Raw genomic sequence first — 24655 nt, forward strand, 5'->3', positions numbered from 1 at the left:
CCGAATCGTCAAGTCTCGTCGGCTCCGCCGGTCATGGGTGCCGCATGGGAGCGGGTGGGACGATGGATGCGTGCCGCGCCCGAAGTCTGACACCGCCGAGACGCTCGTGGAGACGACGGATGCGTCGGCTGGCGCAGGGCGCGAGACTCCAGCCCGGAGCGTCGACCCGTGGGTCCTCGAGGCCGAGCGCAGCGCATCCGCTCCCCGGTTCCGCCCGCCCGCGCTCGGGCCGGTGCCGAAGGGGCCCGTCTACCTGCTGGGACTCCTCGCGGCGCTGCGCGCCGCCGGCCTCGTGCTCGTCGCCGAGGCGATCGCGCGCGGGATCGGCGCGCTCGCGGCGGGCGACCTCGCGGCCGAGACGACGCGGCTCATCGTCGTGCTCGGCATCGCCGGCGCGCTGCTGCGCGCGGGCGCCGAGTGGGCGACGTCGGTCGTCGCGCGGCGCATCGCGACGTCGGTGAAGCAACGCATCCGCGGGCGGCTGTGGCGGCAGATCGCGGCGGGCGACGCCGCGGGCGGCGGCACCGCCGTGCTCGCCGCCGACGGGCTCGACGACCTCGACGACTACTACGTGCAGTCGCTGCCGGCGACGATCGCGGCCGCCGTCGTGCCGCTGCTCGTCGGGGTGCGCGTGCTCGGCGCCGACTGGCTGAGCGCCGTCATCATCGTCGTGACGATCCCGCTCATCCCCTTCTTCATGATCCTCATCGGCCGCCACACCCAGCAGCGCACCGACGAGGCGCTCACGGCGCTCACCCGCCTCGCCGACCACCTCGCCGAGCTCGCGCGCGGCCTGCCGGTGCTCGTCGGCCTCGGCCGCGTCGACGAGCAGGCGAAGGCGCTCGAGCAGCTTCAGCGCCGCTACCGCGAGCGCACGCAGGAGACGCTCCGCTGGGCCTTCCTCTCGGCGCTCGCGCTCGAGCTCGTCGCGACCATCTCGGTCGCGATCGTCGCGGTCTTCCTCGGCCTGCGGCTCCTCAACGGCACGATGGAGCTCGAGCCCGCCCTCGTCGCGCTCATCCTCGCGCCCGAGGCCTACGCGGCGCTGCGGCAGGTGGGCACCGCCTTCCACGCCTCGCAGGACGGCCTCTCGGCGCTCGACCGCTCGCGGGAGATCCTCGAGCGGCCCGCGCCCGCCGACGTGCGTGCCGCATCCGACTCCGGCCCCATCCGCCTCGAGTCGCTCTCGGTGCAGTACGCCGGCCGCGACGCCCCGACCCTCGCGGGCATCAGCGCCGAGCTCACGGGCATCGTGTCCATCGCCGGACCCTCGGGCGCCGGCAAGTCGACCCTGCTCGGCGCGCTCGCGGGCGCGCTGCCCGACGACGCCGTCGTCAGCGGCCGCGTGCACGGCGTGGGGGCGGATGCGGTGGGCTGGACGCCGCAAGCACCTCGCGCGTTCGCCGGATCGCCCCGCGCCGAGCTGGCGCTCTACGGCGCCGATCCGCTCGCCGCGCTCGACGAGCTGGGGCTGGCTCACGTCGCCGACGCGGCCGTCGCGGAGCTCAGCCCCGGCGAGCAGCGGCGCCTCGCCGTCGCGCGGGCGCTCGCGCGAGTCGATGCCGGAGCTCGCCTGCTCGTGCTCGACGAGCCGACCGCGCACCTCGACCGCGCCTCGGCCGAGCGGGTGCGCGCGGCGATCCTCCGCCGCGCCGATCGCACCGTCGTGGTGCTCGCGAGCCATGAGCCCGAGACGACGGCTCTCGCGACGATGACCGTGCCGGTCGGCGCCGCTTCTCCGGTGGGTGCCCCTCCGCTGGCTGAGGAGCGCGCGGCCGCAGGCCGCACGCGTCTCGAAGCCGCTGCTGCGGCGGACGGTCTCGATACGCCCAGCGCGCTACGCGCGCTGGGCTACTCGACCAACGGGAAGGGCGCGCAGGGCTACTCGACCAACGGGAAGGGCGGGAAGGGCGCGAAGGGTTCCTCGACCAACGGGAAGGGCGCGCGCCTCACCATCCGCTCCCTCATCCGCCCGCACTTCGCATCCTGGGCCGGCTCGATCGCGATGGCGGTCATCGCCGTCTCGATGGGCCTCGCCCTCACCGCCGTCTCGGGCTGGCTCATCGTGCGGGCGAGCATCGAGGAGCACATCATGATGCTGCTGCTCGCGATCGTGGGCGTGCGCGCGTTCGGCATCTTCCGCTCCGTCGGCCGCTACGCCGAGCGCCTGCTGACCCACGACGCCGCCTTCAAGGTCGTCGACCGGCTACGCGTGCGGCTGTGGCGGTCGATCGCGGCGCGCGGCGCCGGCTCTCGGCGGCTGCTCGAGGGCGGCGCGCCCCTCGACTACCTCGTGACGCTCGCCGACGAGCTGCGCGACCAGCTGCCGCGCGTGCTGCCCCCCATCGCGGTCGGCGTGCTCGTGATCGCCGGCACCGGGTTGACGACCGCCTTCATCGCGCCGGAGCTCACGTGGATCGTCGTGCTGACCCTCGCGATCGCGACCATCGTCGCATCGGCGCTCGCGATCTGGTCGGAGCGCGGCGCTGCCGCCGCTCGCGTCGGCGCCAGGTCGCGGATCGTGCGCGGCACCGCTGCGCTCGCCGCCGCCGCGCCGGATCTGCGCGGCAACGGCGTCGAGGGCGCGGCGCTCGCGCAGCTCGACGAGGCGAGCGCCGAGCTCTCGGCCGCCGAGCGTCGCGGCGCGTGGGCCGCGGGCCTCGGCTCGGCCGTCGTGACCGCCGCACTGGCGGCGCTCGCGTGCCTCGTGCCCGTGCTGGCTCCGACGCTGACGGCCGAAGCCGCATCCGTCATCGCCCTGCTCACGCTCGCGCTGCTCGAGCCGCTCGGCGATCTCGTCGCGGCCGCGCACCGGGTGCCGGCGCTGCGGGCGGTGCTCGCGCGGCTCGCGCCGGTGCTGCGGCCCGCGGCGCAGCCGGAGTGGGGCGACGCCGAGCCGCCCTCACCGGTCGCCGCGGTCGAGCTCGACGAGGTGAGCGTGCGCTACGCCGGCATGTCGCGCCCGGCCGTCGCCGACGTGTCTGGCCGCGCGGAGCGGGGCCGCTGGCTCGTGCTCGACGGCCCCTCCGGCTCGGGCAAGTCGACGCTGCTCTCGGCGATCATGGGTGCGCTGCCGGTCGAGCGCGGCGCCGTCCGCGCCGCCGCCGCCCCCGCCACCGTCTCCCCCACCGCAGATATAGGGCGAGTCGCTGACACGGCGGACGCTTCGGAGCGACACACCCTATACGCGGCTGCGAGCGCGGCGGGCGGCGTGCCGCTCACCGAGCTCGACGAGCGCGCGTGGCGCTCGCGCGTCAGCTGGTGCCCGCAGGACGCCTACGTCTTCGACTCGACGCTCCGCGGCAACCTGCTGCTCGCCCGCACGCGCGACGACGCGCCCGACGAGGCGGCGATGCTGGCGGCGCTCGAGCAGGCGGGGCTCACGCGGCTCGTCGACTCGCTCGGCGACGGCCTCGACACGCGCGTCGGCGCGGGCGGCTCGGCGCTCTCGGGCGGCGAGCGTCAGCGGCTCGCGGTCGCGCGGGCGCTGCTGACCCGCGCGGACGTCATCCTGCTCGATGAGCCGACCGCGCACCTCGATGCGCCAACGGCAGCGGCGATGATGGCCGACGTGCGCGAGGCGACGGCCGACCGCGTCGTCATGCTCGTCTCGCACCGCCACGACGACCGCCTGCCCGCCGACGAGATCGTCACCCTCGCGTAGACCCGCCGCTCGGGCCGACACGACGATGTGCACGGTGCTGCGGTACGAGGCTCGTCCATCGCGCAAGAGCGTGCACACCGAAGTTCGAGGCGGGTCACGAGCCGCAGCCATGTGCACCGACTTGCGGGCTGCGGCGCGTCGGAGCCGCAAGAGCGTGCACACGGATGCGCGGGGCGGTGCGCCGGCAGCTGGCCACCCGCAGCCGCGGCGACCGCCTACGCGACGAGCCGCTTGAAGCGGTCGCTCCCCCGCGACGACCCGCTCGAGTCGACCTCGGCCCCCGGCACGCCGCTCGCGCCCACCTGCAGGATCGCCCGCGCGAGCACCTCGTCGCGCACCTCGCGGCGCGCGTGGTCGTCGGCGAGCATCTCGACGAGCGCGGCGACCTCGGCGTCGGCGAGCGCCGCGACCGGGAACCACGGCAGCGCCGAGCGCCACGCGCGGAACGCGAGCAGCAGCAGGTCGTGCCGCTGCTCGACGTGCGCGCGCTCGTGCGCGATCACCGCGACGAGCTCGTCGGCGTCGAGCCGGTCGAGCAGCCCTTGCGAGAGCACCGTCACCGAGCCGGCGCCGCGCGGCAGGCAGTAGGCGACCGGCACCGCATCGTCGAGCACGCGGGTGCGCGCCCGTGTCGGGTGCGGCGACGAGAGCATGTCGAGCAGCTGCAGGTGGCGGCGCCGCTGCGCGGTGACCTGCACGATCGTCACCGCGAGGTGCGAGAGCAGGTAGATCGTGAAGACCGCCGCCGGGATCGCCGCGAGCCACGGCTGCCCCGGCGCGATCGCGAAGCCGGTGAGCGCGAGCGCGCCGATCATCGACAGCCCTCCCGCGAGCCCCACCGCTTGCCACACGAGCAGCGCGATGACGGGCGCGCGCATCGGCCACGTCGCGCGCGAGAGCCACACCGGCACGGGCCACGCGAGCATGAGCGCGACGAGCCACAGCATCACCGCGCCCCAGACGATCGCGCCGTGCGGGATCACGAGGGCTCCGCTCGGCACCGCGGCAGCGGTGATCGGCGGCACGGGCACGGGCGGTCCGCTCAGCTGTCGCCGCGGAGGAGCTTGCGCAGCACGGCCGCATCCTCTTCCGACACCGCGCCGACGAAGCGCTCGAGCACGGCCATCCGGTCGCGCGACTCGCCCAGCACCTCGTGCATGAGCTCGGCGACGTGGTCGGCGCGCGAGGCGACCGGCGAGTAGCGGTAGGGCCGCACCGTGCGGTCGGAGGCGACGAAGCCCTTCTTCTCCAGCCGCGAGAGCACCGTCAGCAGCGTCGTCGCCGCGAGCGGGCGGCCGGCAGCCTCGAGCTGCTGCTGCACGTCATACGCCGACAGGGCCTCCGTCGAGTCCCAGACGGCGTCCATCACGACGCGCTCGAGCTCGCCGAGCGCGGGCATGTTCTTCCGCATCGTGCCTCCCGGGCCAGTGTGACGCATCCGTCGTGCTCCCGATTCTACAACGAGTCGAACTTCTTCTATGCTTGGTAGAAGTGGTTCTACGCGGCGTAGAACTCAGCGGAGCAGAGGAGGGTCGGCGTGGAAGCGCTCGACATCGCCCGGTGGCAGTTCGGCATCACGACCGTGTACCACTTCATGCTCGTGCCGCTCACGCTCGGGCTCGGCATGGCGATCGCCGTGATGCAGTCGATCTGGGTGCGCACCGGCGACGAGAAGTTCCTGCGCATGGTGAAGTTCTGGGGGAAGCTCTACCTCATCAACTTCATCCTCGGCGTGGCCACCGGCCTCGTGCAGGAGTTCCAGTTCGGCATGGCGTGGAGCGAGTACTCGCGCTTCGTCGGCGACGTGTTCGGCGCCCCGCTCGCGCTCGAGGGGCTGCTCGCGTTCTTCGCCGAGTCGACCTTCCTCGGCATCTGGATCTTCGGCTGGGGGCGCCTGCGCAAGGGCCTGCACCTCATGGCGCTGTGGTGCGCGGTGATCGGCTCGTGGCTCTCAGCCTATTTCATCATCGTCGCGAACTCGTGGATGCAGCACCCCGTCGGCGTCGAGATGACCGCCGAGGGCCGCCCCGTCATGACCGACATCTGGGCGGTGCTGACCAACAACACGGCGATGGCCGCCTTCACCCACACGATCTTCGGCGCGCTCATCGTCGCCGGCATGTTCCTCATCGGCATCTCCTGGTACCACTTGTGGCGGCGCCGCCACGACGGGATCGACCGGGTGGATGCGTCGGGTCGCGTCATCGTCGGCGAGGCGGCCTCGGTGCCGGGCCGTGACCGCACCGACCACGGCGTGTGGCTCTGGTCGCTGCGCGCCGGCGCGGTCGTCGCGATCGTCGCCTTCGGCGGCACGGCGCTCACGGGCGACTGGCAGGCCAAGCTCATGTACGAGCAGCAGCCGATGAAGATGGCCTCCGCCGAGGCCGCATGCCACACCGGCTCGTCGTTCTCGGTGCTCTCGATCGGCGACCCCGGCACGACCGATTGCCGCGACGTCGTCACGCTCATCGAGATCCCCGGCCTGCTCGGCTTCCTCGGCACCGGCGAGTGGGGCGCCGACATGCCCGGCATCGTCGACCTCGAGCCGCAGTACATCGACCAGTACGGCGAGACGATCCCCGACGACGAGCTCTACGGCTCCTTCGCGGGCACCGAGGTGAACTACGTGCCGCCGATGTGGGTCACGTACTGGGGCTTCCGGCTCATGATCGGGCTCGGCGGCATCACCGCCTTCGGCGCGCTCGTCGCGCTGTGGCTCACGCGCCGCGGCACCGTGCCGTCGTCGCCGTGGATCATGCGGCTCGCGATCCTCGGGATCCTCGCCCCGTTCGCCGGCAACATCGCCGGCTGGATCTTCACCGAGATCGGCCGCCAGCCCTTCGTCGTCGCGCCGAACCCCGACCCCTCGGGCATCGACGGCGTGTTCATGTTCACCGCGGCGGCCGTCTCCCCCGGCGTCACGGTCGGCGAGCTGCTCTTCTCGGTCATCACGCTCACCGCGGTCTACGCGGTGCTCATGGTCGTCGAGATCTTCCTGCTCGCGAAGTATGTCCGCGGCGGGGTCGCGAGCGCCATGCCCGAGCTCGCGCCGCGGCACGATCGCGGCGACGACCCGGGCGACCGACCTGGCGGCGAGCGGGACGACGTGCTCGCCTTCGCCTACTGACCGCTGCATCTCCTGATCCGCCCGACCGCACTGGAGGCATCCGCCATGGAACCGCTCGCCATCACCTGGTTCGTGCTCATCGCCGTGCTCTGGATCGGCTACCTGCTGCTCGAGGGCTTCGACCTCGGCGTCGGCATGCGCATGCTGTTCGCGTCGCGCGACGAGCGCGAGCGCCGCGTCATGCTCAACACCATCGGGCCGGTGTGGGACGGCAACGAGGTGTGGCTCATCAGCGCCGGTGCCGGCACGTTCGCGGCCTTCCCGGAGTGGTACGCATCCCTCTTCTCGACGCTCTACGTGCCGCTCACGCTCGCGCTCGTCGGGCTCATCCTGCGCGCTGTGTCGATCGAGTGGCGCGGCAAGGTGCACACGCAGCGGTGGCGCTCGGCGTGGACGGCCGGCATCGGCATCGGCTCGCTCATCGCCGCGTTCTGCGTCGGCGCGATGCTCTCGCTCACGACGCTCGGGCTGCCGATCGACGGCAACGGCGACCGCGTCGGCGGCCCGTTCGCGTGGTTCGGCTGGCCGGCGATCGTCGGCGGCCTCGCGGTCGTGGGCTTCTCGCTCGCGCACGGCTCGACGTTCCTGGCACTCAAGGCGGATGGGTCGGTGCGGTCACGCGCGGCCGTGTTCGCCGAGCGGTGGGCGCCCGTGTGCCTCGTGCCCGCGGCGATCTGGGCGGTGTGGGTGCAGCTCGAGCACGGCGGCAACCTGCTCTCGTGGGCGCTCGTGCTGCTCGCGGTGGTCGGCGGCGCTTGGGGCTGGGTGCAGGCGCGGGCGCGGCGCGAGGGACGCGCATTCACGGGCTACGCGGCGTTCGGGCTCTTCGGGGTCGCGGCGATCTTCGCCGGCGTCTTCCCGAAGGTGCTGCCCTCGACGATCGACCCGGCGTTCGACCTGACGCTCATGAACGCGTCGAGCAGCCCGTACACGCTCGGCGTCATGACGGTCATCACCGCCGTGAGCCTGCCGATCATCCTCGGCTACCAGGCGTGGAGCTACTGGGTGTTCCGCAAGCGCGTGACGCCCGGCATGATCCCCGACGCGCACATCGTGCTGCCGGCGATCCTGCGCGACCGCGACGCGGACCGCGACGTCGCCCCGACCGCGTAGCCGCGCCCCCGCCCCGCGCCCGGCGGGCGTGAGGCAAAGTGCCGGAACTCTGCTGTTCTGCGGCCTCCGGACAGCAGAGTGCGGGAACTCTGCCGTGAGCGCGGCCGTTGATTCGAGCCAACACATTGCGTCTCAAGATCAGCGCGACGATGATCGACGCCGGAGGTGATTCATCCTGTCCACTTCGGAGGCGATAACGCTCCACGAAGCGATGCGGCTCGTGCTGGAAGCGCATGGACGCCCGATGAGCAGTCGTGAGATCGCGGACGCGGTCCACGCGCGCGGCCTCTACTCGCGGCGAGACGGCAAGGCTATCGGCTCGCGCCAGTACTCAGACTTGTTCGCACGGAGCGGGGGTTTGCTCCGGTTGCGCTGAGGCGCCGCGAGCTCCGCGGTCGTCGCGCTCGCCGCGCCGCGCCGCCCTGACCCGCCTCGCTACACGGACCTGTTCTCGGTAGCCGGACCCGATATCTCGGGTCCCGCTGCCGAGAAGGGGTCCGCTTCGCGTAGCAGCAAGAGCCGCGGTAGGCAATACGAGCCGCCGCAGTCACGGCTGCGGCAGCGCGGTCAGCTCTTCAGCTTGCGGAGCGCGGAGCCCTTGTGCGCCGCGAGGTGGTCGGTCTTGTCGCTCTTGATCTCGTACTGCGGCTCATCGCTCGACGCGCGCCGCGTGCGCCCCATGAACTCGAAGTCGCTCGTGTGCACCTTCGCGATCGTGCCGCGCACGCGGCCCGCCTCTGAGTTCCAGCTGACGTGGTCGCCGACCTCGAAGTCGCTCATGCCGCCATGGTGCTCCGCGCGGCTGGGAGCGCCCCGTCAGTAGGCGCGCGCGTACTGCGGCGCGTGCCGGTCCACCTTGCGCCGAGCTCGTGCGCCCCGAGACGGCGGCCGACTCAGCGCTGCTCGAAGGGGTAGCCCGGCGCCTTGACGTGCTCGTTGAAGTAGCGGCCGACGCTCTCGCCCGCGTCCGCGGCGGCCATGAGCCCCTCGAACACGCGTGCCGGCACGAGGAAGTAGCGGTAGACGTCGCCGTCCTCGAACTCGACCTCGAGCGTGCTCGAGCGCTTCTCGTAGCCGACCGAGCGGAGCACGCTGCTCGACACCGGCGCTCGCTTCACGCCGCCATCCTGCCGTGCCCTGCGGCATGCAGAAAGCCCCGCCGAAGCGGGGCTCTCCAGGATGTGGACCCGGGGGGAATCGAACCCCCGACCTTCTCATTGCGAACGAGACGCGCTACCAACTGCGCCACGGGCCCGGACTGGAACAGCGTATAGGACGCTGGGCCGCTCGACGAAATCGAGCAGTGAGCGGCCCGGCCCCTCCTCGGGAAACGCTGAGCGCTCCATTGTCGAGCAGCGTTACCGAACACTGTTGCATATGGTCATGGACCGAGCGATCCCCTTCGTCGTCAGCACCGTCGCGATCGTGAGCGGGCTCGCGCTCGCCGCGATCGTGCTCCTCGCCTGGCAGCCCTGCGCCGGCGTCGGCCTGCCCGCGACCGGTGAGAGCGCGCCCGCGTGCGCGGCGATCGGCGACGCGGCCCCCACGGGATGGATCGGCGGGCTCTGGCCGTTCGCCCTGATCGTCGCGCTCTACGCCGCCTTCCGGGCGGTCGCGACCCACTGGACGGCGGGCACGATCGCCGCCGTGCCCATGCTCGTGCTGCTCACGATCGCCGCGAACCCCGCGGTCGAGTCGACGCTGCTCGGCCTCCGGGCGACGTCGACCGGAGAGCCGCCCTGGACGGGCTCGCTCACCGCGCTCGTGCTGCTGCTCGCCGGGCTGCTGATCTCGTCGACCGTGCCGCGCCACGTCGCGACGCGACGGCCCGACGCCGCACGCGTGCAGCTCGTGCAGGCCTGAGCGTCGGCTGGAGCAGCGAGTCAGCCCACGCGGCGCGCGAACGCCGCGTGCACGTCGACCCCGTCGAGGTCGTCATCGATGAGCCCCATGGCGGCGAAGCGCGAACCGCCCGTGGCGGGCGTCCGCCGGGCGGGCTGCTCGCGGCGGATGGGGTGCTCGTCCCGCTGCGTCTCGAGCGGCTCCTCGGCGCGCACCACGTCGAGCGCCTCGGCCTGCGCGATCGCCTGCTGCACCGGCAGCTCGCGGATCGGCAGCGCGGGCTGCGTCGGCGCGAGCCGGCGCTCGGTCTCCGTCTGCGCGATCTCGCCCGTGACGATCTCCTCGAAGCTCGGCTCGAGCCGGGTGACGCGCGCGACCGGGCCCGAGAGGGCGCGACGGTCGGCGGCGAGCTGCTCGCGAGCGCGCTGCAGCAGGTCGTCGCTCGCCCTGTACTCGACGCGCACGCGCTGCTCGGGCACGGGCTGCGGCGACCACGAGCGCGACTCGAGCACCTCGGCGGTCGCGAGGCGCGCGACGCGCCCCGACTGGCGCGCGACGACCTGCTCGGCCATCCGCTCCTCCGTCGCGACCGCCTCGGCGGCCACCTTGCGCGCCTCGACGAGCGTGCGCACCTGGGGCGCCGTCGACGCCGCGACCCGACGCATCCGCTGCGCCGACGCGTTGACCGTCACGAGCCCGACCACGCCGAGCACCGCGACCACGGCCCCGACCGCGACGAGCACCTGCATGCCGGGCAGCAGGGCGCCGGCGACGACGCCGAGCAGCGCGACGAGCACGAGCGCGAAGCACGCGAGGCGCGTGCGGCGCAGGCGCTGGGTGCGCGACATCGACGACTTGACGGCCGCGCGCACCTCGCGCTCGACCGCCTTGATCTGCTCGTCGAGCTCGCGGGCGCGAGCGACGGCCTTCGCGTGCTCGAGCGCCTGCTTGAGCCGCTGCTCCTTGGCGACGGCCTTCTGCTGCACCGCGACGGTGCGGGCATCGACCTCGAGCCGCACCTCCTCGGGCGCCTCCTGCGACTCCGCCATGATGCGGAGCGTCTGCTGCAGCCGGATGGCGTTGCGCTCGGTCGCGAGGTACTCGCGCTTCCGCGTCCACACGGGCACGAGGTAGGCGACCCAGAGCACGACGGCGATGATGAGGACGATCGACGTCCCGAGACCTGCGAACTCTGGCATGGCCAGCACGGTATCTTTCCGCGACCGCAAGACCGGGGAGGTCGTGCGGCGGTTCGCGACGAGTCGAGCCGCGAACTACGCGGAGCGGTCGGCGCGCGGGTCGCCGCCGACCTCGACCGGGTACACCGAGCGGTCGAACGGCGGCACGCGGCCCGCGAGGAACCGCTGCAGCACGGGCTCGGCGAGCTCCTCGCGCACGAGCGCGAAGCACAGGTGGTCTCGCCAGTCGCCGTCGATGTGGATGTAGCGGCGACGGCAGCCCTCGTAGCGGAAGCCGAGCTTCTCGACCACGCGGAGGCTCGCGAGGTTCTCGGGCCGGATGCAGACCTCGACGCGGTGCAGGCCGAGGCCGAGCATGAGGTGGTCGGTGACGAGCGCGACCGCGATCGTCGTCGCGCCGCGGCCCGCGAACCGGCGCGCGATCCAGTAGCCGAGGGTCGACGAGGAGAGCGCGCCGCCCGAGATGTTCGCGACGTTCAGCTGCCCGGCGAACTCGCCGTCGACCTCGATCGCGAACGCGAGCCCCGTGCCCTCGCGGTCGGACTCGAGCAGCGAGCGGATCGACGACTTCGTGTCGAAGCGCCCGCTCGGCCGCGAGCCCGGCAGCGTCGCCTCCCAGGGCTCGAGCCACGGGCGATTGGCGATGAGCTCGCCCTCGAGGGCCTTCGCGTCGCGCAAGCGGATGCCGCGCACGGTCACCGGCCCGTGCGAGAGGCGGGGCGCGCTGTCGAACACGAGACCGAGCCTAGACGCACGCATCTCGATACGGCCCTGCGGGCCTACTCGATGAGCGGGTGGGGGCGGGCCTACTCGATGAGCGGGTGGGGGCGGGCCTACTCGATGAGCGGGTGGGGCGGGCCTAGTCGATGAGCGAAGAGGCGGGAGCGATGTTGAAGTTGTCGCGGAAGAGGTTCTCGGGGTCGACCTCGGCCTTCAGCGCCCGCAAGCGCGCGAGCGTCGCGGGCGGGAACGCATCCTCGAGCCTCCCCGGGCGCTGATCCGTCTCGAACGAGAGGTAGAGCCCGGTTGCGTGCGGTGCGACGAGCGTGTCCCATGCGGCGTCGAGGCGCGTGCGATCCGCCCCGAAGGCGATGACCGAGAACTTCGCATCGCGGTGCGCGAAGGCCGTGGCATCCGCCGGCACATCGGCGATCGCGCCGCCCATCGCGCGGATCTGGAAGAAGTAGTGCGCGCCGGCGTCGAGGAAGCGCGCGAGCGCTCGCGCAATCTCGGGCGTGATGGAGCCGATGAGCGCCGAGCGCGTCGTCGGCTCCCCCTGCCCCCGGTGCGCGCCGCCGGGCGCGTTGTCGATGACTTCCGCGTAGCTCGACCTCACGACCTGCTGGCCGACGAGCGGCGCCGTGGTCGCGAAGGGCTGCAGGTGGCCGACGATCGTCTCGGGGTCGGATGCGTCCACGGCGATCATCGCCTGCGCCACGCGCGGCTGCCGGGGCCGGTCGCCGCCGAGCAGCAGGAAGGGCGTCACGACGCGGTCGCTCGCCTCCGTCACCGCGCCGAAGCGCTCGAGGAAGTCGGCCGTGTCGCTCGCGTCGAAGGCGAGCTGCGCGAAGCCGATCTCGCCGACCGGCTGCGCGACCATCTCGAAGGCGACCGCGACGCCGAGGTTCGCGCCCGCCCCGCGCATCCCCCAGTAGAGCTCGGGGTGCTCGTCGCGACTCGCGCGCACGATGCTGCCGTCGGCGAGCACGACCTCGACCGCCTCGATGTGGTCGATCGTGAGGCCGTGCTCGCGGCCGAGGAAGCCGACGCCGCCCGCGGTCGCGAGCCCGCCGACCCCGACGCCGCCGTAGTCGCCGGAGGAGATCGCCCAGCCGTGCTCGTCGAGCACCGTCGCGACCCGGCCCCACGTCGCCCCGGCGCCGATGCGCACGAGGCGACGCGACGCATCCACGACGTCGATGCGGTCGAGCGCGCTCAGCTCGACCACGATGCCGCCGTCGTTCGTCGAGCGGCCCGAGATGCCGTGCCCGGCCGAGCGGATGCTGAGCGGCACGCGCTCGCCCGCGCCCTGCTCGCGCGCCCAGGCAAGGGCCTCCGCGACCTGCGCGGAGCTCGTCGGGCGCAGCACGACGCCTGGCGCGCCGCCGCGGAGGTAGGTGTTCTGCAGCTCGGGGTACTCCCACGAGCCCGGCTCGACCGCCGTCGCCTTGAGGCTCGCGGGGATCGACGCGTAGTCGAGCGCCTCGGAGCGCAGCCGCAGCGCCGCCGCCGGGAGCGAGCCGGCCGGCTCGGTGCCGCGCTCGCCGCGCTCGGCGGCGACCGCCGCGCGCACCGCGGGCGCGACCTCCTCGATGAATCGCTGCATGAGCGCCGGGTCGTCGGCCATGACGATGAAGGTGCTCATGCCGTCTTCGAGCGCGAGCTCGGTGAGCTCGCGCACCCACTGCGAGGGCGGGCCCTGCAGCGGGCCGCCGGGCACGTCGCGGAACGCACCCCCGATGTTGAGCAGCCGCCTGATCTCGCGCGGGTCGCGGCCCGCCTTCTCGGCCGCCGCGTCGATCGCGGCGTTGCCGCGCGCGAGATCGCCCGGGTGCAGGTAGCCGAGGCTCGGCAGCCAGCCATCGCCGAGCCTGCCGGTGAGGCGCAGCATGCGCGGCTTGTAGGCGCCGATGTGGATCGGCAGCCGGTGCGCGGGCCGCGGCCCGCGCTTCGCGCCCGCGACGCGGTGGTGCTCGCCGTCGAGGCGCAGCCCGCCGCGCTCGGTCGTGTCCCAGATGCCGCGGATGATCGCGATCGCCTCCGCGAGCGCGTCGACGCCCTGCCCGGGGGTGAGCCTCTCGCCGCCCATCGCGGCGATCGCGTCCCAGAAGCCGCCGGAGCCCAGGCCGAGCTCGAAGCGGCCGCCGGTGAGCAGGTCGAGGCTCGCGGCGCTGCGGGCGAGCACCGCCGGCTGCCGCAGCGGCAGGTTCGCGACGTTCGGGGCGAGGCGGATGCGCTCGGTCGCGGCACCGAGGTACGACAGCAGCGTCCACGTGTCGAGGAACGCCGGCTGGTACGGGTGGTCCTGGAATGTCGCGAGGTCGTAGCCGAGCCGCTCCGCGAGCTGCGCGAGCCGCACGGGCTGCTCGGCGGGGGCGTTCGTCGGCGTGATGAAGACGCCGAACTCGATCTCGTGGCCGTAGTCCATGCAGGGTGCAACTCGGATCGGGCCCGGACGCATCCCACGCTAGATTCACCGGCATGAGCGAGCACGATGACGAGACCGCGGTCGAGGATGCGAAGCGCGCGCTGCGCCGCCGGCTCCGCACCGAGCGGGCCGAGCGCGGCGAGGACTTCGCCGCCGAGCGCTCCCCCGGCCTGACGGCCAACCTGCAGCGCCTCACCGAGCAGCTCGGCGCCCGCACGATCTCCGCCTACCTGTCGCTGCCGCAAGAGCCCGACACCCGCGAGTTCCTGCAGTGGGCGGCGAGCGCCGGCGTGCGCGTGCTGCTGCCGGTCATCCGCGCCGACGGACTGCTCGACTGGGCCGAGCACGACGGGACCGAGACCGTCGAGGCGACCCTGGGCATCCCCGAGCCGACTTCGCAGTCGCTCCCGCCGACCGCGGTGGAGTCGATCGACCTCATGCTCATCCCCGCGACGGCGGTGGGCCGCGACGGCTCGCGGCTCGGCGGCGGGCGCGGATTCTTCGACAAGACCATCGCCGCCATGGCAGAATGTCCCCCGGTCTATGCGGTCGTGCACGACGAGGAGCTCTTCGACAGCGTTCCCCACGCGGCGTACGACCAACCTGTCGACGGCGTGGTCACGCAGTCCGGGATATTCACCACTTCGAGGAGCTGAGCCTTGCCCGTCTACGCCTACGCCTGTGCCGCTTGCGGCCACGCCTTCGACGCACGCCAGAGCTTCGACGAGCCCGCCCTCACCGTCTGCGAGCGGTGCGGCGGCGCGCTGCGGAAGCAGTACGGCTCGATCGGCGTGACGTTCAACGGCCCGGGCTTCTACCGCACCGACTCGCGCTCCACGGGCTCGAGCTCGAGCGCGGCGTCGAGCGGCAAGGGCGCGGATGCGTCGAAGGGCTCGAGCGCGACGGCCTCGGGCTCGAAGGACTCGGGCTCGAAGAGCTCGGCCTCGAAGAGCGCGGCGCCGGCGGCGACCGGCTCGAGCAGCGCCTCCTGACGCATGCTGGACGGCTTCAAGAAGTTCCTGCTGCGCGGGAACGTCGTCGAGCTCGCGACCGCGGTCGTGATCGGTGCGGCGTTCACGGGCATCGTCACCGCCTTCACCGAGGCGATCATCAACCCGCTGCTCGCGATGGCCTTCGACGCCGACGCGCTCGCCGACGCGACGCTCGGCCCGTTCAAGATCGGCCTGCTGCTCGCGGCGACCATCAACTTCCTCATCATCGCTGCGGTCGTCTACTTCGCGCTCATCTTCCCGATGGCGCGGCTCAAGGAGCGGATGGACGAGCGGCGCGGCATCCAGCCCGACGAGCCGGCCGAGACCGATGTCGAGGTGCTGCAGGACATCCGCGAGCTGCTGCGCGCGCAGCGGCAGTCGGGCCCCGCCGCCGGCTGAGCCGCGCCGCCGCCCGATCGCCGATCAGGCCACCGGCCCCGCACCACCGGGCCACATCCTGGCGGCAACAGGGCGGATGCGTCAGCCCCAGTGCGGCGGGACGTCGCCCTTCAGCCGGGCGTCGTTCTCGCTCGAGTGCTGCTGCGGCTCGGGCTCCGGCTCGCCCGTGTAGCCGGGCACCGGGGCGGTCGAGACCCGGCGGCCGCGCTTGCGGATGACCAGGCGCGCGGACTCGGCGCGATCGGCGGGCTCGGCTGACTCCGCCGGGCCCACCTCCGCAGGGCCCGCATCGATCGACCGGTCCTGTGCACCGCCGGCCGGATCATCCGGCTGGCCGCGCACGGAGCCGGTTGAACCAACGCGCGGGGCGCCGGCCGCGTCGAGCTCCCGGCCGTCAGGGGTCGGGACGTCGGCGGTCACGACCGCGACGCATCCGCCCCGACGAGCTCGGCGATGCGGTCGGCGACGCCCTCGGGGTCGGTGAAGAGCTCGAAGGCGTGCACGCGCATCGTGTGCCAGCCGAAGCGGCGGAGGATCTCGGGGCGCAGGCGCAGCGCCTCGCGCAGCGTGCGGTCGCCGTCGTCGTGGTCGGCTTCGATCGCCGCGCAGACGCCCCCGTTCGCGACCACGAGCGGCAGCTGGCCGTCGTAGGAGACGTCGGCGCGCAGGCCCCGGCGGCGGAGCCGCGTCGCGAGGTCGATCATGAGCGGATCGCCGCCGAAGAACGACTTCCGCGGCCCGTCGGCGGCCGCGTCGAGCAGGATCTCGCGCAGCATCGCCGCGCCGTGCTCGAGCCGCTCGGGGTCGAGCTCGGTCGCATCGAAGGCCGTGACGATCTGCAGCGCCTTCCGCGCGCGCGTCATCGCGACCGCGAGCAGCCGCTCGCCGCCCGGCTGGCCGAGCGTGCCGAAGTCGACGTTGCGGCCGTGCTTCGTGTGCCCGTAGCCGACCGAGAAGATGACCCGGTCGCGGCTGAGCGCTGCCGCGTGCGTGATGTCGACGATGACGAACTGCTCTTCGCGGTCGGCGACGACGAAGTCGGCCAGCTGGCTCGAGCCCGCGAGCGCCGCCATCACCGCCTGCTGCACCCGCACCGCGTGCCGCTCGTTCGCCGTCACGACCATGAGCGACTCCTGCGGCCGCGAGCGCGCGTGCTGCGTGACGAGCTGCACGACGCGGTCGACCTCGCCGTCGGGGCTCTCGACCGTCGCCGCGCCCTGCTGCGGCAGCCCGTGCGCGCCGTGCACGATCGAGGTGGTGAGCGAGCGATGCCCGAGGTAGGCGCCGGCCCACGGCAGCGCCTCGATGCGGCCCTCGTAGAAGCGCTCGTTGACCGCCGTCACGAGGTCGGCGCCGCCCGTGCGGTACGAGCGGGTGAGGCGCAGCATCGGCAGCACGGCGCCGAGCCGCGACAGCGCCGACTCGGCGTGCAGCTCGTCGGGGGTCGCGAGCTCCTCGCTCGGCCGCACGCCGAGGGTCGAGATGCCGACGTCGAACGGCGACGGCGTCTGCGTCACCGAGTCGCCGACCGCGATCACCTGCCGTGCGCGGCTGATCGCGCCTGCCGCCTCGGCGATCGTGATCGCGCCCGCGTCGGCGATCACGACGGCGTCGAAGGGGATGCGCTTGGGCACCCGGTGCAGGTCGTAGGGCGACGAGAGCCACACGGGCGCGACCGAGCGGGTGAGGTGCGGCGCGAGCCGCTGCAGCTCGTCGGCGTCGACCGGGCCCGCCTTGATGAGGCGACGCAGCGCATCCGCCTCGCCCGCGTGGTCGTCGACCGCGAGCCGCCAGCCGCGCGCGATCTGGTGCGCGAGCCGGGCGCTCGAGGCGTCGACGTGCGCCTCGTCGACGAGCGCGAAGTCCTGCTCGAGCCGCCGCAGCACGTCGGTGTTGCCGCGCAGGAGCGCGCGCTCCTTCGCGATCATCGACTGCAGCGCCGACTGCCACCACGCGAGGTCGAGCTCGTGCTCGATCTGGTCGTCGGCGACGTGCCGGTCGGCGAAGTCGGCGAGCAGCGCGTCGAGCCCGAGCCGCTCGATGCCCGTCATGAGCTCGGCGCGCTCGGTGATGTTCTGCAGTGCGTCGCTCGGCGCGGCGAGCCCGGCGATGCGCTGCTCGAGGTCGGCGAGCGGCAGGTCGACGCTCTTCGTCTCGGGGCTCAGCGCCGCGTCGAGCCGAGCGAGCTTCGCCTCGACCTCGCGCAGGGTCGCGTCGAGCGCGCCGAGGCCCGCCGGCACCGTGGGGATCGAGCCGTCGGGCGCGAACTTCGCCCACAGCCGCCGCTGCTGCTGCGCGGCGATGAGCACGTCGTGCAGGTCGGGCACGTGCGCGCCGGGCCGCACGTACTCCTCCGCGAGCTTCTTGAGCCTGCGCCGCTGCATGCCGCCGAGCGACTGGATGGCCTCGCGCCGCGGGCCGGTCGCCGCGATGAGCTCGCCGAGCGGCCGGTCGTAGATCGACGGCGTCATGACGTCGAGCGTCGCGCGCACGTCGGTGAGCAGCGCGACCTGGATCGCGAGCTCGGCGAGCGTCGCGGCGGGCCGCAGCTTCGTGTCGCCGATCACCTTGCGGGCGCTCGCGACGAGGGCAGCGAGCTCGCCGTCGCCGGCGGTGCCGGCGAGCGCCTGCGCGTCGGCGAGGGCGGCGGATGCGTCGCTCGAGCTCGAGAAGGACGCCCCGTACCAGGGCGTGTCGCTCGGCCCGTACCGGAACTGGCCGAGGGCGGCGGCCTTCCGCATCGTCGCGGCGACGCGGGGACGGTCGGTCGCGAGGGTGCGGGTCGCCTGCTCGCTGAGCCGGGCGCGCGTCGAGGGCGGCGTCGGCAGCATCGCGAGCCGCGAGAGCTCCTTGAGCGCGTCGAGCACGCTCACCTGCAGCTGCGGGTCGACGCGGCGGAGCGCGGCGCGGTAGTCGAGCAGCACCTTCCGCAAGCGCAGCATCGCCTCGTCGATCTCGGCCGTCTCGGGCCGCTGCGACTGCTCGATGCGGCGGATCCCGGCGATGAGGTCGCGGCGCAGCGTCGCCTCCGAGACGGCGAGCGCCTCGAGCTTCGTGCTCGCGAGCCGGTCGGCGATGTCGCGGAGCGTCGCGCGGCGGGGGCTCACGACGAGCACGCGCTTGTCATCGCTCACGAGCGCGGCGAGCACGTTGACGACGGTCTGCGTGAGGCCTGTGCCGGGCAGCGCCTCGACGACGATCGAGTTGCCGGCGGCGGCCTCGGCGATCACGGCGTCCTGCTCGTGGTCGGCGTCGAGCACGAGCCGGTCGATCTCGGGGTCGCGCTGGTCCTGCGGCGTCTCGTCGATGCCGCTGCGACCCTCGCGCACGCGCCAGCGGGCCTGCTCGTCGCCGCGCACGGCGTCGAGCACGTCGTGCGGCGCCTGCTGCAGGTCGACGGCCATCGGCTCGCCGACGTCGGCGAAGGTCGAGGCGAGCAGCCGCGCCTCGACGGTGAAGCCCGGGACGTGGGCCGCTGCCTGCCGCACGGCGTCGAGCACCGCGTTGGGGGTGAAGGTGCCCTCACCCGAGCCGAGCTCGATGAGGCGGCGCTCGTCGAGCTGCACGCCGTGGTGGCCGCGCAGGATGCTCGCGAGCCGCGGGTTGACGAAGGGCTGGCCGAGCAGCTGCAGCTCGAAGTCGCGGCCGCGGCGGCGCACGATGAGCGGGCGCAGCAGCACCGGCCCGTAGACCTCGCGGCTCTGCCCGTCGGGAGTGGCGTGCGGGAAGCGCGCCATGCCGATGCCGAGGTGCACGGCGTCGATCGAGCGGGCAGCGGCGAGCTCGATGCCCTTCGAGGCGATCGCGGCGGCGGCCGAGCGGGCGGCGCGGAGCGCGAGGTCGTCGCGGATGAGGCTCGACAGCGCAGTCGGCCGGCCGGTGATGAACTGCGCGAGGCCGCCCGGATGGGTCGCGGAGAGCTCGATGCGGGTCGCAGTGGTGTCGATGAAGTCGGTCAGCGGGCTCCGCCCGCCCACGCGCCGGAGGGCATCCGCCCATCCGGCCCACTCACCGTCGCGACGGCTCGCGGCGGGCTCGGGTGCGACGACGGGCGCCTCGCTCGTGAGCGAGCGATCGGGTCCGGACGCCGGCTCGACGGCCGGCTCCGGGGTCGCGGCGTCGACGGGCTCGTCGCCCTGGAACTCGATCTCGTCTTCGCGCACGCAGTCACGATAGCCGCGCGGCCCCGCCTCGACCGGGTGACACTGCGGGGAACCCGCGAACTGCCGCCTAGAACCAGGCGTCGCCCGTGCGGCGCGTGTAGACGGCGCGCAGCCAGCGGCCCGCCTTGTGCCAGAGCTGGTAGCGGCCGGTGAGCGGCAGCTCGAACGTCGGCATGTACTTCACCGGCTCGGGCGCCCACGCGGTCTTGAACGTGTAGAGGCCGCGGATGTCGCTCGACTCCCACTCGGCGGGGTCTGGGATGTTCGCGAGCTCGTAGAGCGTGACGCCCTGCGCGTGGAGGTCCTGCATGATCTTCCACTGCATGAGGTAGGGCGCGAAGATCTTCGCGTTCTCGCGGATCGAGCCCGCGTCCTTGTACCAGGCGGTGTCGCCGAAGCGCATGACGAAGGCCATCGACTGCACCTCGCCCTCGTACTCGGCGACGTAGAAGTGGCCCTGCCCGACGGTCTTGTAGACGTCCCAGATGCGCTGGAAGTACTCGGGGTGGCGGAAGTAGCCGCCCGAGCGCTCCTTCGTCTCGCCGATGAGGCGGTGCATCTCCGCCTCGTTCTCGGCGGTCATCTCGGTCTTGCGCACGGTGACGCCGAACTTGTTCTCGGCCGCGCGGTAGCTGTTGCGGGCGCGCTTCTTGAAGCGCGCGGCGACCTCGTCGAGCGAGCCCGACAGGTCGACCGCGACCGCGTGCTGGTACTGGCTCGAGGCGGCGCGCACCCAGCCGTTGCGCTCGAAGGCGGCGATGAGCTCGGGATCCTCGGTCTGGAAGGTCTCCATCTTGAGGCCGAACCAGCGCTTCGGGTAGGCCTTCGCGCGCGCCGTGATCGCGTCGACCGCGGCGGCGTCGATGCCGCTCACGCGCGGGAGGAAGAGGATGCGACCGGCGAGCGGCGCGGAGCGCTCGAACAGCTGGATCGGCAGCTCGCGCGTGCCGCCGCCCGTCGTCGGCACCGTCACGACGTCGCGCAGCGCCCTCCAGGGGCTCTCCTCACGGGTGCGCGCCCACGCATCCGACTGCATGTAGTGCGCGCGCGGCTGCCCCTCGAGCACCTGCGCGTCCCACGCGACCCCGTCGGTGGCCTTCGCGGGCGTGGGCTCGGTCGCGGAGATGCTCATGCGCTCGCTCTCGGGTCGATGGGGGCGGATGCGGTGGGGCGCTCGGGCGGATGGCCCCGGCGCGCTCGCACCGCCCTCGATCGTACCCGCGTCGAGCGCGGGAGCCGGGATCACGCGGGCTTCGTCGCCTTGCCGTCGAGCCAGAGCGTGTCGCTCTCGTCGCGGTGCGAGCCGGTGGAGCCGACGTGCTTCGCGTCGATCTGCTGGCCCTTCTTGATGACGTGCACGAGCGCCATGCCGTGCCCGCGGCCGAGGCCGTAGTCGGCCTGCAGCCACTCGAGGATCTGGCCCGCCTTGACGTCGGGGGCGTCGAAGCCGCGCTCCTTCGCGAGCTCGACGAGCTCGCGGGGCGTGAGGCCGGTCTTGTCCTCGATCGCGTCGAGGTACGCCTGGAAGGACATGCAAGCATTCTGCACGCCGCAGGCCCGCGCGTCACGCCCGTCTCGCTGCGCGCTCAAGGGCAACATCGTTGTCTCTCAAGGACCCCGCAACCCGCACCGCGAGCGGGCCGCCGTCGCTACGGTCGGCTCCATGACGATCGCGCACGGCATGGAGGGCGGCGCTGGAGACGAGGGCGTGCGACTGCGCAGCCTGCTCGAGGAGCTCCAGCTCCTGGGACCTCGACCGCGATCCGGCCCGATCGCCGAGCTCCACCAGCAGCTCTGCGCCGAGGTCGAGGCGATGCTGCACACCCGGCGGGACGCTCGCGACACGCGCCGCTCGGCTTGATGCGGCGCGCGGCCGTCGACGGCCGTGCCTTCGCGGGCGGACATTCGGTCGCCGACATGCGCATCCGCCCGCTCTCGGGTCGATGGAAGCGGATGCGGTGGGCACCCGAGTCGCGACCGCACCGCGCCCGGTGGTCCCATGGTCTGGTCGCCGCGATTGCGGGCCTTGCACACGACCTGCCGGGCAATGGTCAGCGGACGAGCCGCTGGATGGCCTGCGATGCCTCTCTGATCTTCTCGTCGGCCACGTCGCCACCCGAGCGAGCGGCATCGGCGATGCAGTGCCGGAGATGATCCTCGAGCAGCCCCACGGCGACGTTCTCCAGGGCGCCCGTCAGGGCGGAGATCTGCGTGAGGATGTCGATGCAGTACCGCTCCTCGTCGACCATCCGGTGGATGCCTCGAGCCTGCCCCTCGATCCGCCTGAGCCGAGCGAGGTATCGATCCTTGTCGGTGATGTAGCCGTGCTCTCCCTCGTCGCACTGCGAGAGGCCCTGACCGGGTTCCTTCATGTTCGCCTCTCGCTCTGTCGTGCTCATCGCTGGAGCACTGCGCGCGCAGTGGACTCGGGCCGCAGGTCCAGGCGGCGCAGGAGCTGCGCGTTGAGCGCGACGATGATCGTGGAGAGCGACATCAGGATGGCGCCCACTGACATGGGCAGCACGAATCCGATGGGGGCGAGCACGCCCGCCGCGAGCGGAACGGAGATGAGGTTGTAGCCCGCCGCCCACCAGAGGTTCTGCTTCATCTTCCGGTACGCGGCGCGCGACAGCTCGATCACGGAGAGCACGGAGCGCGGATCATCGCTGGCCAGGATCACTCCGGCTGACGCGATCGCGACATCGGTGCCGGCGCCGATCGCGAGTCCGACGTCGGCCTGCGCGAGTGCCGGAGCGTCGTTCACACCGTCACCGACCATCGCCACCTTCCGCCCCTCGTGCTGCAGCTCCTGCACCTTCGCCGCCTTGTCCTCCGGGCGCACACCCGCGAAGACCCGGTCGATGCCGAGCTCTTGCGCCACCGATTGCGCGACCGCCTCGGCGTCGCCCGTGATCATGACCACCTGGGCGCCGAGCGCGTGCAGCGCGTCGATGGCCTGTCGGGATTCCGAGCGGATCTCATCCGCGAGCCGCAGCGCACCGATGACCGCGCCGTCCTGGACGACGTGCAGGATGATCGCCCCCTGGGTGCGCCACTCGTCGGCGATGCCGAGCTCGCTCGCGGATTCCTCGGCGAGCATGTAGGGACCGCCGACGCGGACGGTCGTCCCGTCGACCCTCGCGGTGACGCCCACTGCCGCGGAGGAGGAGAAGTCGCTGCTGCGCGGCACCGCGAGCTCTTTCGTGGCGGCGGCTCCGACGATGGCCTTGGCCAGCGGGTGCTCGCTGTCGGACTCCGCGGCCGCCGCGAGCGCGAGCACGCGATCCGCGTCCTGTCCATCGACGACGGCGACCTCGGTGACCGTCGGCTCGCCCTTCGTGAGGGTGCCGGTCTTGTCGAACAGCACGGTGTCGACCATCCGCATGCTCTCGAGCGAGAGGCGGTCCTTCACGAGCACGCCGCCTCGCGCCGCTCGCTCCGTCGCGATCGAGACCACCAGCGGGATGGCGAGGCCGAGCGCGTGGGGGCAGGCGATGACGAGCACGGTGATGGTGCGGATCACGGCCGCATCCGGGAGCCCCACGACCGACCAGACGAACGCCGTGATCGCTGCCGCTGCGATCGCGAACCAGAACAGCCAACCCGCAGCGGTGTCCGCGAGGCGCTGCGCGCGGGAGGTGGAGTTCTGCGCCTCCGTGACGAGGCGCTGGATGCCTGCGAGCGCGGTGTCGTCGCCGGTCGCGGTCACCTCGACGCGGATGCCTGAATCCGTGGCGACCGTACCCGCGGTGACCGGATCGCCGACCGCGCGAGTGACGGTGCGGGACTCTCCGGTGACCATCGACTCGTCCATGGCGGCTCGGCCATCGACGATCTTGCCGTCGGCCGGCACGCTGCCGCCCGGGCGGACCACGACGACGTCGCCGACGACGAGCTCGGAGGGGGACACCACGACGACGCTGTCGCCGTCGACGCGGTGCGCCTCGTCCGGCAGCAGGGCGGCGAGCGAGTCGAGAGCGGAAGTGGTCTGCGCTAGGGAGCGCATCTCGATCCAGTGCCCCAGCAGCATGATGACGATCAGCAGCGCGAGCTCCCACCAGAAGTCGAGCTCGTGGTGCAGCACGCCGAGGCTCGCGCCCCAGGAAGCGACGAACGCCACCGTGATCGCGACCCCGATCAGCAGCATCATCCCCGGCTTGCGCGCGCGGATCTCGCTCAGCGCACCGACGAGGAACGGCTTGCCGCCCCACACGTACATCACCGTGCCGAGCACCGGGGAGACCCACGCGAGCCAGGAGACGTCCGGCAGCTCGTAGCCGAGCACGATGGCGAACATCCCAGAGAGCGCCACGGTCGGGATCGCCAGGGCGAGCATGATCCAGAACAGCCGGCGGAACTGCCCGACGTGATCACCGTGATCGCCATGATCACCGTGGCCGCGGTGCTGCTCGTGCCCGCTGTGCCGCTCGTGGCCACCGTGGCCGGCGTGCGACTCGTCGCCGTGAGCCTCGCGGACCACAGCACCGTCGGTCGCTGCCGACGCGTGCCCACCCATCCGATCGTGCGCACCATGGGACTGATGCTTGGGGTGCGCGGTGCCCTCCGAGGGATCCGTCGGGTGGCCTTGATGCGCGTGCGGGTGGGTCATGGTCTCATCCTCTCGAGTTCGAGGAAGCCGTGCCGGACCTCTCTCGCAACAGGTCCGGCACGACGCGGCTCAGGCTACGGAAGCGTACTTCGCGGGATCGGCGTCGAAGAGCGGTCCGCAAGCGGCGCAGCACAGGTAGTAGCGCTCGCCGTCGTGGTCGCGGACGAGGCCGGCGGCCTCGGCGTCGCCCTTCAGGATCGTGCTGCCGGGCATGACCGGGCACTCGGCGATGTCACCGGCCGCGGCACCTTGCCCGTGCGCATCGGCGCTGTGGCTGTGGCTGTGAGCCGCGTGGTCGCCGGCGTGGTCATGGTTGCCGTGGCTGTGAGCCTCGTGGTCGCCGGCGTGGTCATGGCTGCCGTGGCTGTGGTCGTGACCGGTGTCGCACATGGAGTTCCT

At 72.8% G+C, this 24655-nt stretch carries 23 protein-coding genes, 1 tRNA gene and 1 pseudogene; 9 read left to right on the plus strand and 16 right to left on the minus strand.

Translation table 11 applies throughout. The annotated features are described in order from the left end of the window. Nucleotides 1-70 precede the first annotated feature (70 nt). Nucleotides 71-3664: an ATP-binding cassette domain-containing protein gene (locus ACP7BI_RS06520; protein ID WP_425844513.1), complete on the plus strand. Its 3594-nt coding sequence runs from the start codon at nt 71-73 to the stop codon at nt 3662-3664. 215 nt (nt 3665-3879) lie between these two features. Here the strand turns inward: ACP7BI_RS06520 and ACP7BI_RS06525 are convergent, their stop codons facing one another. Both ACP7BI_RS06525 and ACP7BI_RS06530 read right to left on the minus strand, forming a co-directional pair. After that, nucleotides 3880-4695 (minus strand): M56 family metallopeptidase, encoded by an 816-nt coding sequence (locus ACP7BI_RS06525; RefSeq protein WP_425844514.1) that lies wholly within the window; start codon nt 4693-4695, stop codon nt 3880-3882. An 11-nt stretch (nt 4696-4706) separates the two neighbouring features. Then, a complete protein-coding gene (locus ACP7BI_RS06530; protein ID WP_211450537.1) occupies nt 4707-5063 on the minus strand; it encodes a BlaI/MecI/CopY family transcriptional regulator in 357 nt (118 codons plus the stop codon). 138 nt (nt 5064-5201) lie between these two features. Between ACP7BI_RS06530 and ACP7BI_RS06535 the strand changes: the two genes are divergently transcribed. From ACP7BI_RS06535 to ACP7BI_RS06545, 3 genes are all read left to right on the plus strand, one after another. Continuing rightward, entirely contained in the window at nt 5202-6791 is a 1590-nt protein-coding gene (locus ACP7BI_RS06535; protein ID WP_425844515.1) for a cytochrome ubiquinol oxidase subunit I, read from the plus strand. 45 nt (nt 6792-6836) lie between these two features. After that, nucleotides 6837-7904, plus strand: coding sequence for a cytochrome d ubiquinol oxidase subunit II (gene cydB / locus ACP7BI_RS06540; RefSeq protein WP_425844516.1), 1068 nt, complete (start codon nt 6837-6839; stop codon nt 7902-7904). 193 nt (nt 7905-8097) lie between these two features. Next, nucleotides 8098-8280, plus strand: coding sequence for an HTH domain-containing protein (locus ACP7BI_RS06545; RefSeq protein ID WP_425844594.1), 183 nt, complete (start codon nt 8098-8100; stop codon nt 8278-8280). 191 nt (nt 8281-8471) lie between these two features. Here the strand turns inward: ACP7BI_RS06545 and ACP7BI_RS06550 are convergent, their stop codons facing one another. The 3 genes from ACP7BI_RS06550 to ACP7BI_RS06560 form a co-directional block, all read right to left on the minus strand. After that, nucleotides 8472-8684 carry a DUF2945 domain-containing protein gene (locus tag ACP7BI_RS06550; protein WP_425844518.1) on the minus strand — a complete coding sequence of 71 codons (213 nt, stop codon included), beginning with the start codon at nt 8682-8684 and terminating at the stop codon, nt 8472-8474. 113 nt (nt 8685-8797) lie between these two features. After that, nucleotides 8798-9022, minus strand: a complete 225-nt coding sequence (locus tag ACP7BI_RS06555; RefSeq protein ID WP_425844519.1) for a KTSC domain-containing protein — start codon at nt 9020-9022, stop codon at nt 8798-8800. 64 nt (nt 9023-9086) lie between these two features. Next, a tRNA-Ala gene (locus ACP7BI_RS06560) sits at nt 9087-9159 on the minus strand. A 128-nt stretch (nt 9160-9287) separates the two neighbouring features. Here ACP7BI_RS06560 and ACP7BI_RS06565 point away from each other — a divergent pair. Next, nucleotides 9288-9767, plus strand: a complete 480-nt coding sequence (locus tag ACP7BI_RS06565; RefSeq protein WP_425844521.1) for a hypothetical protein — start codon at nt 9288-9290, stop codon at nt 9765-9767. 20 nt (nt 9768-9787) lie between these two features. Here the strand turns inward: ACP7BI_RS06565 and ACP7BI_RS06570 are convergent, their stop codons facing one another. From ACP7BI_RS06570 to ACP7BI_RS06580, 3 genes are all read right to left on the minus strand, one after another. After that, nucleotides 9788-10945 carry a hypothetical protein gene (locus ACP7BI_RS06570; RefSeq protein WP_425844522.1) on the minus strand — a complete coding sequence of 386 codons (1158 nt, stop codon included), beginning with the start codon at nt 10943-10945 and terminating at the stop codon, nt 9788-9790. Between the two features lie 75 nt (nt 10946-11020). After that, on the minus strand, nt 11021-11704 hold the full coding sequence (locus ACP7BI_RS06575; RefSeq protein ID WP_425844524.1) for a GNAT family N-acetyltransferase: 684 nt from the start codon (nt 11702-11704) through the stop codon (nt 11021-11023). A gap of 100 nt (nt 11705-11804) precedes the next feature. Then, nucleotides 11805-14093, minus strand: coding sequence for an LLM class flavin-dependent oxidoreductase (locus ACP7BI_RS06580; protein ID WP_425844525.1), 2289 nt, complete (start codon nt 14091-14093; stop codon nt 11805-11807). A gap of 53 nt (nt 14094-14146) precedes the next feature. Between ACP7BI_RS06580 and ACP7BI_RS06585 the strand changes: the two genes are divergently transcribed. Both ACP7BI_RS06585 and ACP7BI_RS06590 read left to right on the plus strand, forming a co-directional pair. Continuing rightward, a complete protein-coding gene (locus ACP7BI_RS06585; protein ID WP_211450190.1) occupies nt 14147-14749 on the plus strand; it encodes a 5-formyltetrahydrofolate cyclo-ligase in 603 nt (200 codons plus the stop codon). A 3-nt stretch (nt 14750-14752) separates the two neighbouring features. Next, a pseudogene (locus tag ACP7BI_RS06590) lies at nt 14753-14893 on the plus strand (FmdB family zinc ribbon protein); the annotation flags it as partial. A gap of 14 nt (nt 14894-14907) precedes the next feature. On the opposite strand, the gene ACP7BI_RS06595 reads toward ACP7BI_RS06590, so the two are convergent. Then, on the minus strand, nt 14908-15090 hold the full coding sequence (locus tag ACP7BI_RS06595) for a hypothetical protein (protein WP_425844598.1): 183 nt from the start codon (nt 15088-15090) through the stop codon (nt 14908-14910). Between ACP7BI_RS06595 and mscL the strand changes: the two genes are divergently transcribed. Further along, nucleotides 15089-15484 carry a large conductance mechanosensitive channel protein MscL gene (mscL, locus tag ACP7BI_RS06600; RefSeq protein ID WP_425844528.1) on the plus strand — a complete coding sequence of 132 codons (396 nt, stop codon included), beginning with the start codon at nt 15089-15091 and terminating at the stop codon, nt 15482-15484. The two genes, ACP7BI_RS06595 and mscL, sit on opposite strands and share 2 nt — an antisense overlap. 81 nt (nt 15485-15565) lie before the next feature. On the opposite strand, the gene ACP7BI_RS06605 is transcribed toward mscL, so the two are convergent. From ACP7BI_RS06605 to ACP7BI_RS06620, 4 genes are all read right to left on the minus strand, one after another. Continuing rightward, nucleotides 15566-15904, minus strand: coding sequence for a hypothetical protein (locus ACP7BI_RS06605; protein WP_425844529.1), 339 nt, complete (start codon nt 15902-15904; stop codon nt 15566-15568). Next, a complete protein-coding gene (locus tag ACP7BI_RS06610; protein ID WP_425844530.1) occupies nt 15901-19647 on the minus strand; it encodes an AAA family ATPase in 3747 nt (1248 codons plus the stop codon). Before ACP7BI_RS06610 ends, ACP7BI_RS06605 begins: the two co-directional genes overlap by 4 nt. Before the next feature lie 67 nt (nt 19648-19714). Continuing rightward, the gene (locus ACP7BI_RS06615) at nt 19715-20779 is read right to left on the minus strand and encodes a lipid II:glycine glycyltransferase FemX (RefSeq protein ID WP_425844532.1); all 1065 of its coding nucleotides are present in this window, start codon (nt 20777-20779) and stop codon (nt 19715-19717) included. 110 nt (nt 20780-20889) lie between these two features. After that, nucleotides 20890-21180 carry a DUF4287 domain-containing protein gene (locus tag ACP7BI_RS06620; RefSeq protein WP_425844534.1) on the minus strand — a complete coding sequence of 97 codons (291 nt, stop codon included), beginning with the start codon at nt 21178-21180 and terminating at the stop codon, nt 20890-20892. Between the two features lie 130 nt (nt 21181-21310). Here ACP7BI_RS06620 and ACP7BI_RS06625 point away from each other — a divergent pair, with 130 nt between their 5' ends. Beyond that, on the plus strand, nt 21311-21508 hold the full coding sequence (locus ACP7BI_RS06625) for a hypothetical protein (RefSeq protein ID WP_425844536.1): 198 nt from the start codon (nt 21311-21313) through the stop codon (nt 21506-21508). Between the two features lie 190 nt (nt 21509-21698). On the opposite strand, the gene ACP7BI_RS06630 is transcribed toward ACP7BI_RS06625, so the two are convergent. The 3 genes from ACP7BI_RS06630 to ACP7BI_RS06640 form a co-directional block, all read right to left on the minus strand. Continuing rightward, on the minus strand, nt 21699-22019 hold the full coding sequence (locus tag ACP7BI_RS06630; protein WP_021009501.1) for a metal-sensitive transcriptional regulator: 321 nt from the start codon (nt 22017-22019) through the stop codon (nt 21699-21701). 23 nt (nt 22020-22042) lie between these two features. Next, complete coding sequence (locus ACP7BI_RS06635) at nt 22043-24256, minus strand: heavy metal translocating P-type ATPase (protein WP_425844538.1); 2214 nt, start codon at nt 24254-24256, stop codon at nt 22043-22045. A gap of 69 nt (nt 24257-24325) precedes the next feature. Then, a complete protein-coding gene (locus ACP7BI_RS06640; protein ID WP_208063772.1) occupies nt 24326-24646 on the minus strand; it encodes a hypothetical protein in 321 nt (106 codons plus the stop codon). Nucleotides 24647-24655: the final 9 nt, after the last annotated feature.

The organism is Agrococcus sp. TSP3-2-1, from assembly GCF_049897585.1.
Classification (GTDB): Bacteria; Actinomycetota; Actinomycetes; order Actinomycetales; family Microbacteriaceae; genus Agrococcus.

Bases quoted from the DNA above. Each gene is read 5' to 3' on its own strand.
- ACP7BI_RS06640 (WP_208063772.1), bottom strand. From the start codon at position 24,646: ATGTGCGACACCGGTCACGACCACAGCCACGGCAGCCATGACCACGCC.
- ACP7BI_RS06580 (WP_425844525.1), bottom strand. From the start codon at position 14,093: ATGGACTACGGCCACGAGATCGAGTTCGGCGTCTTCATCACGCCGACG.
- ACP7BI_RS06565 (WP_425844521.1), top strand. From the start codon at position 9,288: ATGGACCGAGCGATCCCCTTCGTCGTCAGCACCGTCGCGATCGTGAGC.
- ACP7BI_RS06595 (WP_425844598.1), bottom strand. From the start codon at position 15,090: ATGCGTCAGGAGGCGCTGCTCGAGCCGGTCGCCGCCGGCGCCGCGCTC.
- ACP7BI_RS06570 (WP_425844522.1), bottom strand. From the start codon at position 10,945: ATGCCAGAGTTCGCAGGTCTCGGGACGTCGATCGTCCTCATCATCGCC.
- ACP7BI_RS06575 (WP_425844524.1), bottom strand. From the start codon at position 11,704: ATGCGTGCGTCTAGGCTCGGTCTCGTGTTCGACAGCGCGCCCCGCCTC.
- ACP7BI_RS06530 (WP_211450537.1), bottom strand. From the start codon at position 5,063: ATGCCCGCGCTCGGCGAGCTCGAGCGCGTCGTGATGGACGCCGTCTGG.
- ACP7BI_RS06620 (WP_425844534.1), bottom strand. From the start codon at position 21,180: ATGTCCTTCCAGGCGTACCTCGACGCGATCGAGGACAAGACCGGCCTC.
- ACP7BI_RS06635 (WP_425844538.1), bottom strand. From the start codon at position 24,256: ATGACCCACCCGCACGCGCATCAAGGCCACCCGACGGATCCCTCGGAG.
- ACP7BI_RS06615 (WP_425844532.1), bottom strand. From the start codon at position 20,779: ATGAGCATCTCCGCGACCGAGCCCACGCCCGCGAAGGCCACCGACGGG.
- ACP7BI_RS06585 (WP_211450190.1), top strand. From the start codon at position 14,147: ATGAGCGAGCACGATGACGAGACCGCGGTCGAGGATGCGAAGCGCGCG.
- cydB (WP_425844516.1), top strand. From the start codon at position 6,837: ATGGAACCGCTCGCCATCACCTGGTTCGTGCTCATCGCCGTGCTCTGG.
- ACP7BI_RS06550 (WP_425844518.1), bottom strand. From the start codon at position 8,684: ATGAGCGACTTCGAGGTCGGCGACCACGTCAGCTGGAACTCAGAGGCG.
- mscL (WP_425844528.1), top strand. From the start codon at position 15,089: ATGCTGGACGGCTTCAAGAAGTTCCTGCTGCGCGGGAACGTCGTCGAG.
- ACP7BI_RS06630 (WP_021009501.1), bottom strand. From the start codon at position 22,019: ATGAAGGAACCCGGTCAGGGCCTCTCGCAGTGCGACGAGGGAGAGCAC.
- ACP7BI_RS06625 (WP_425844536.1), top strand. From the start codon at position 21,311: ATGACGATCGCGCACGGCATGGAGGGCGGCGCTGGAGACGAGGGCGTG.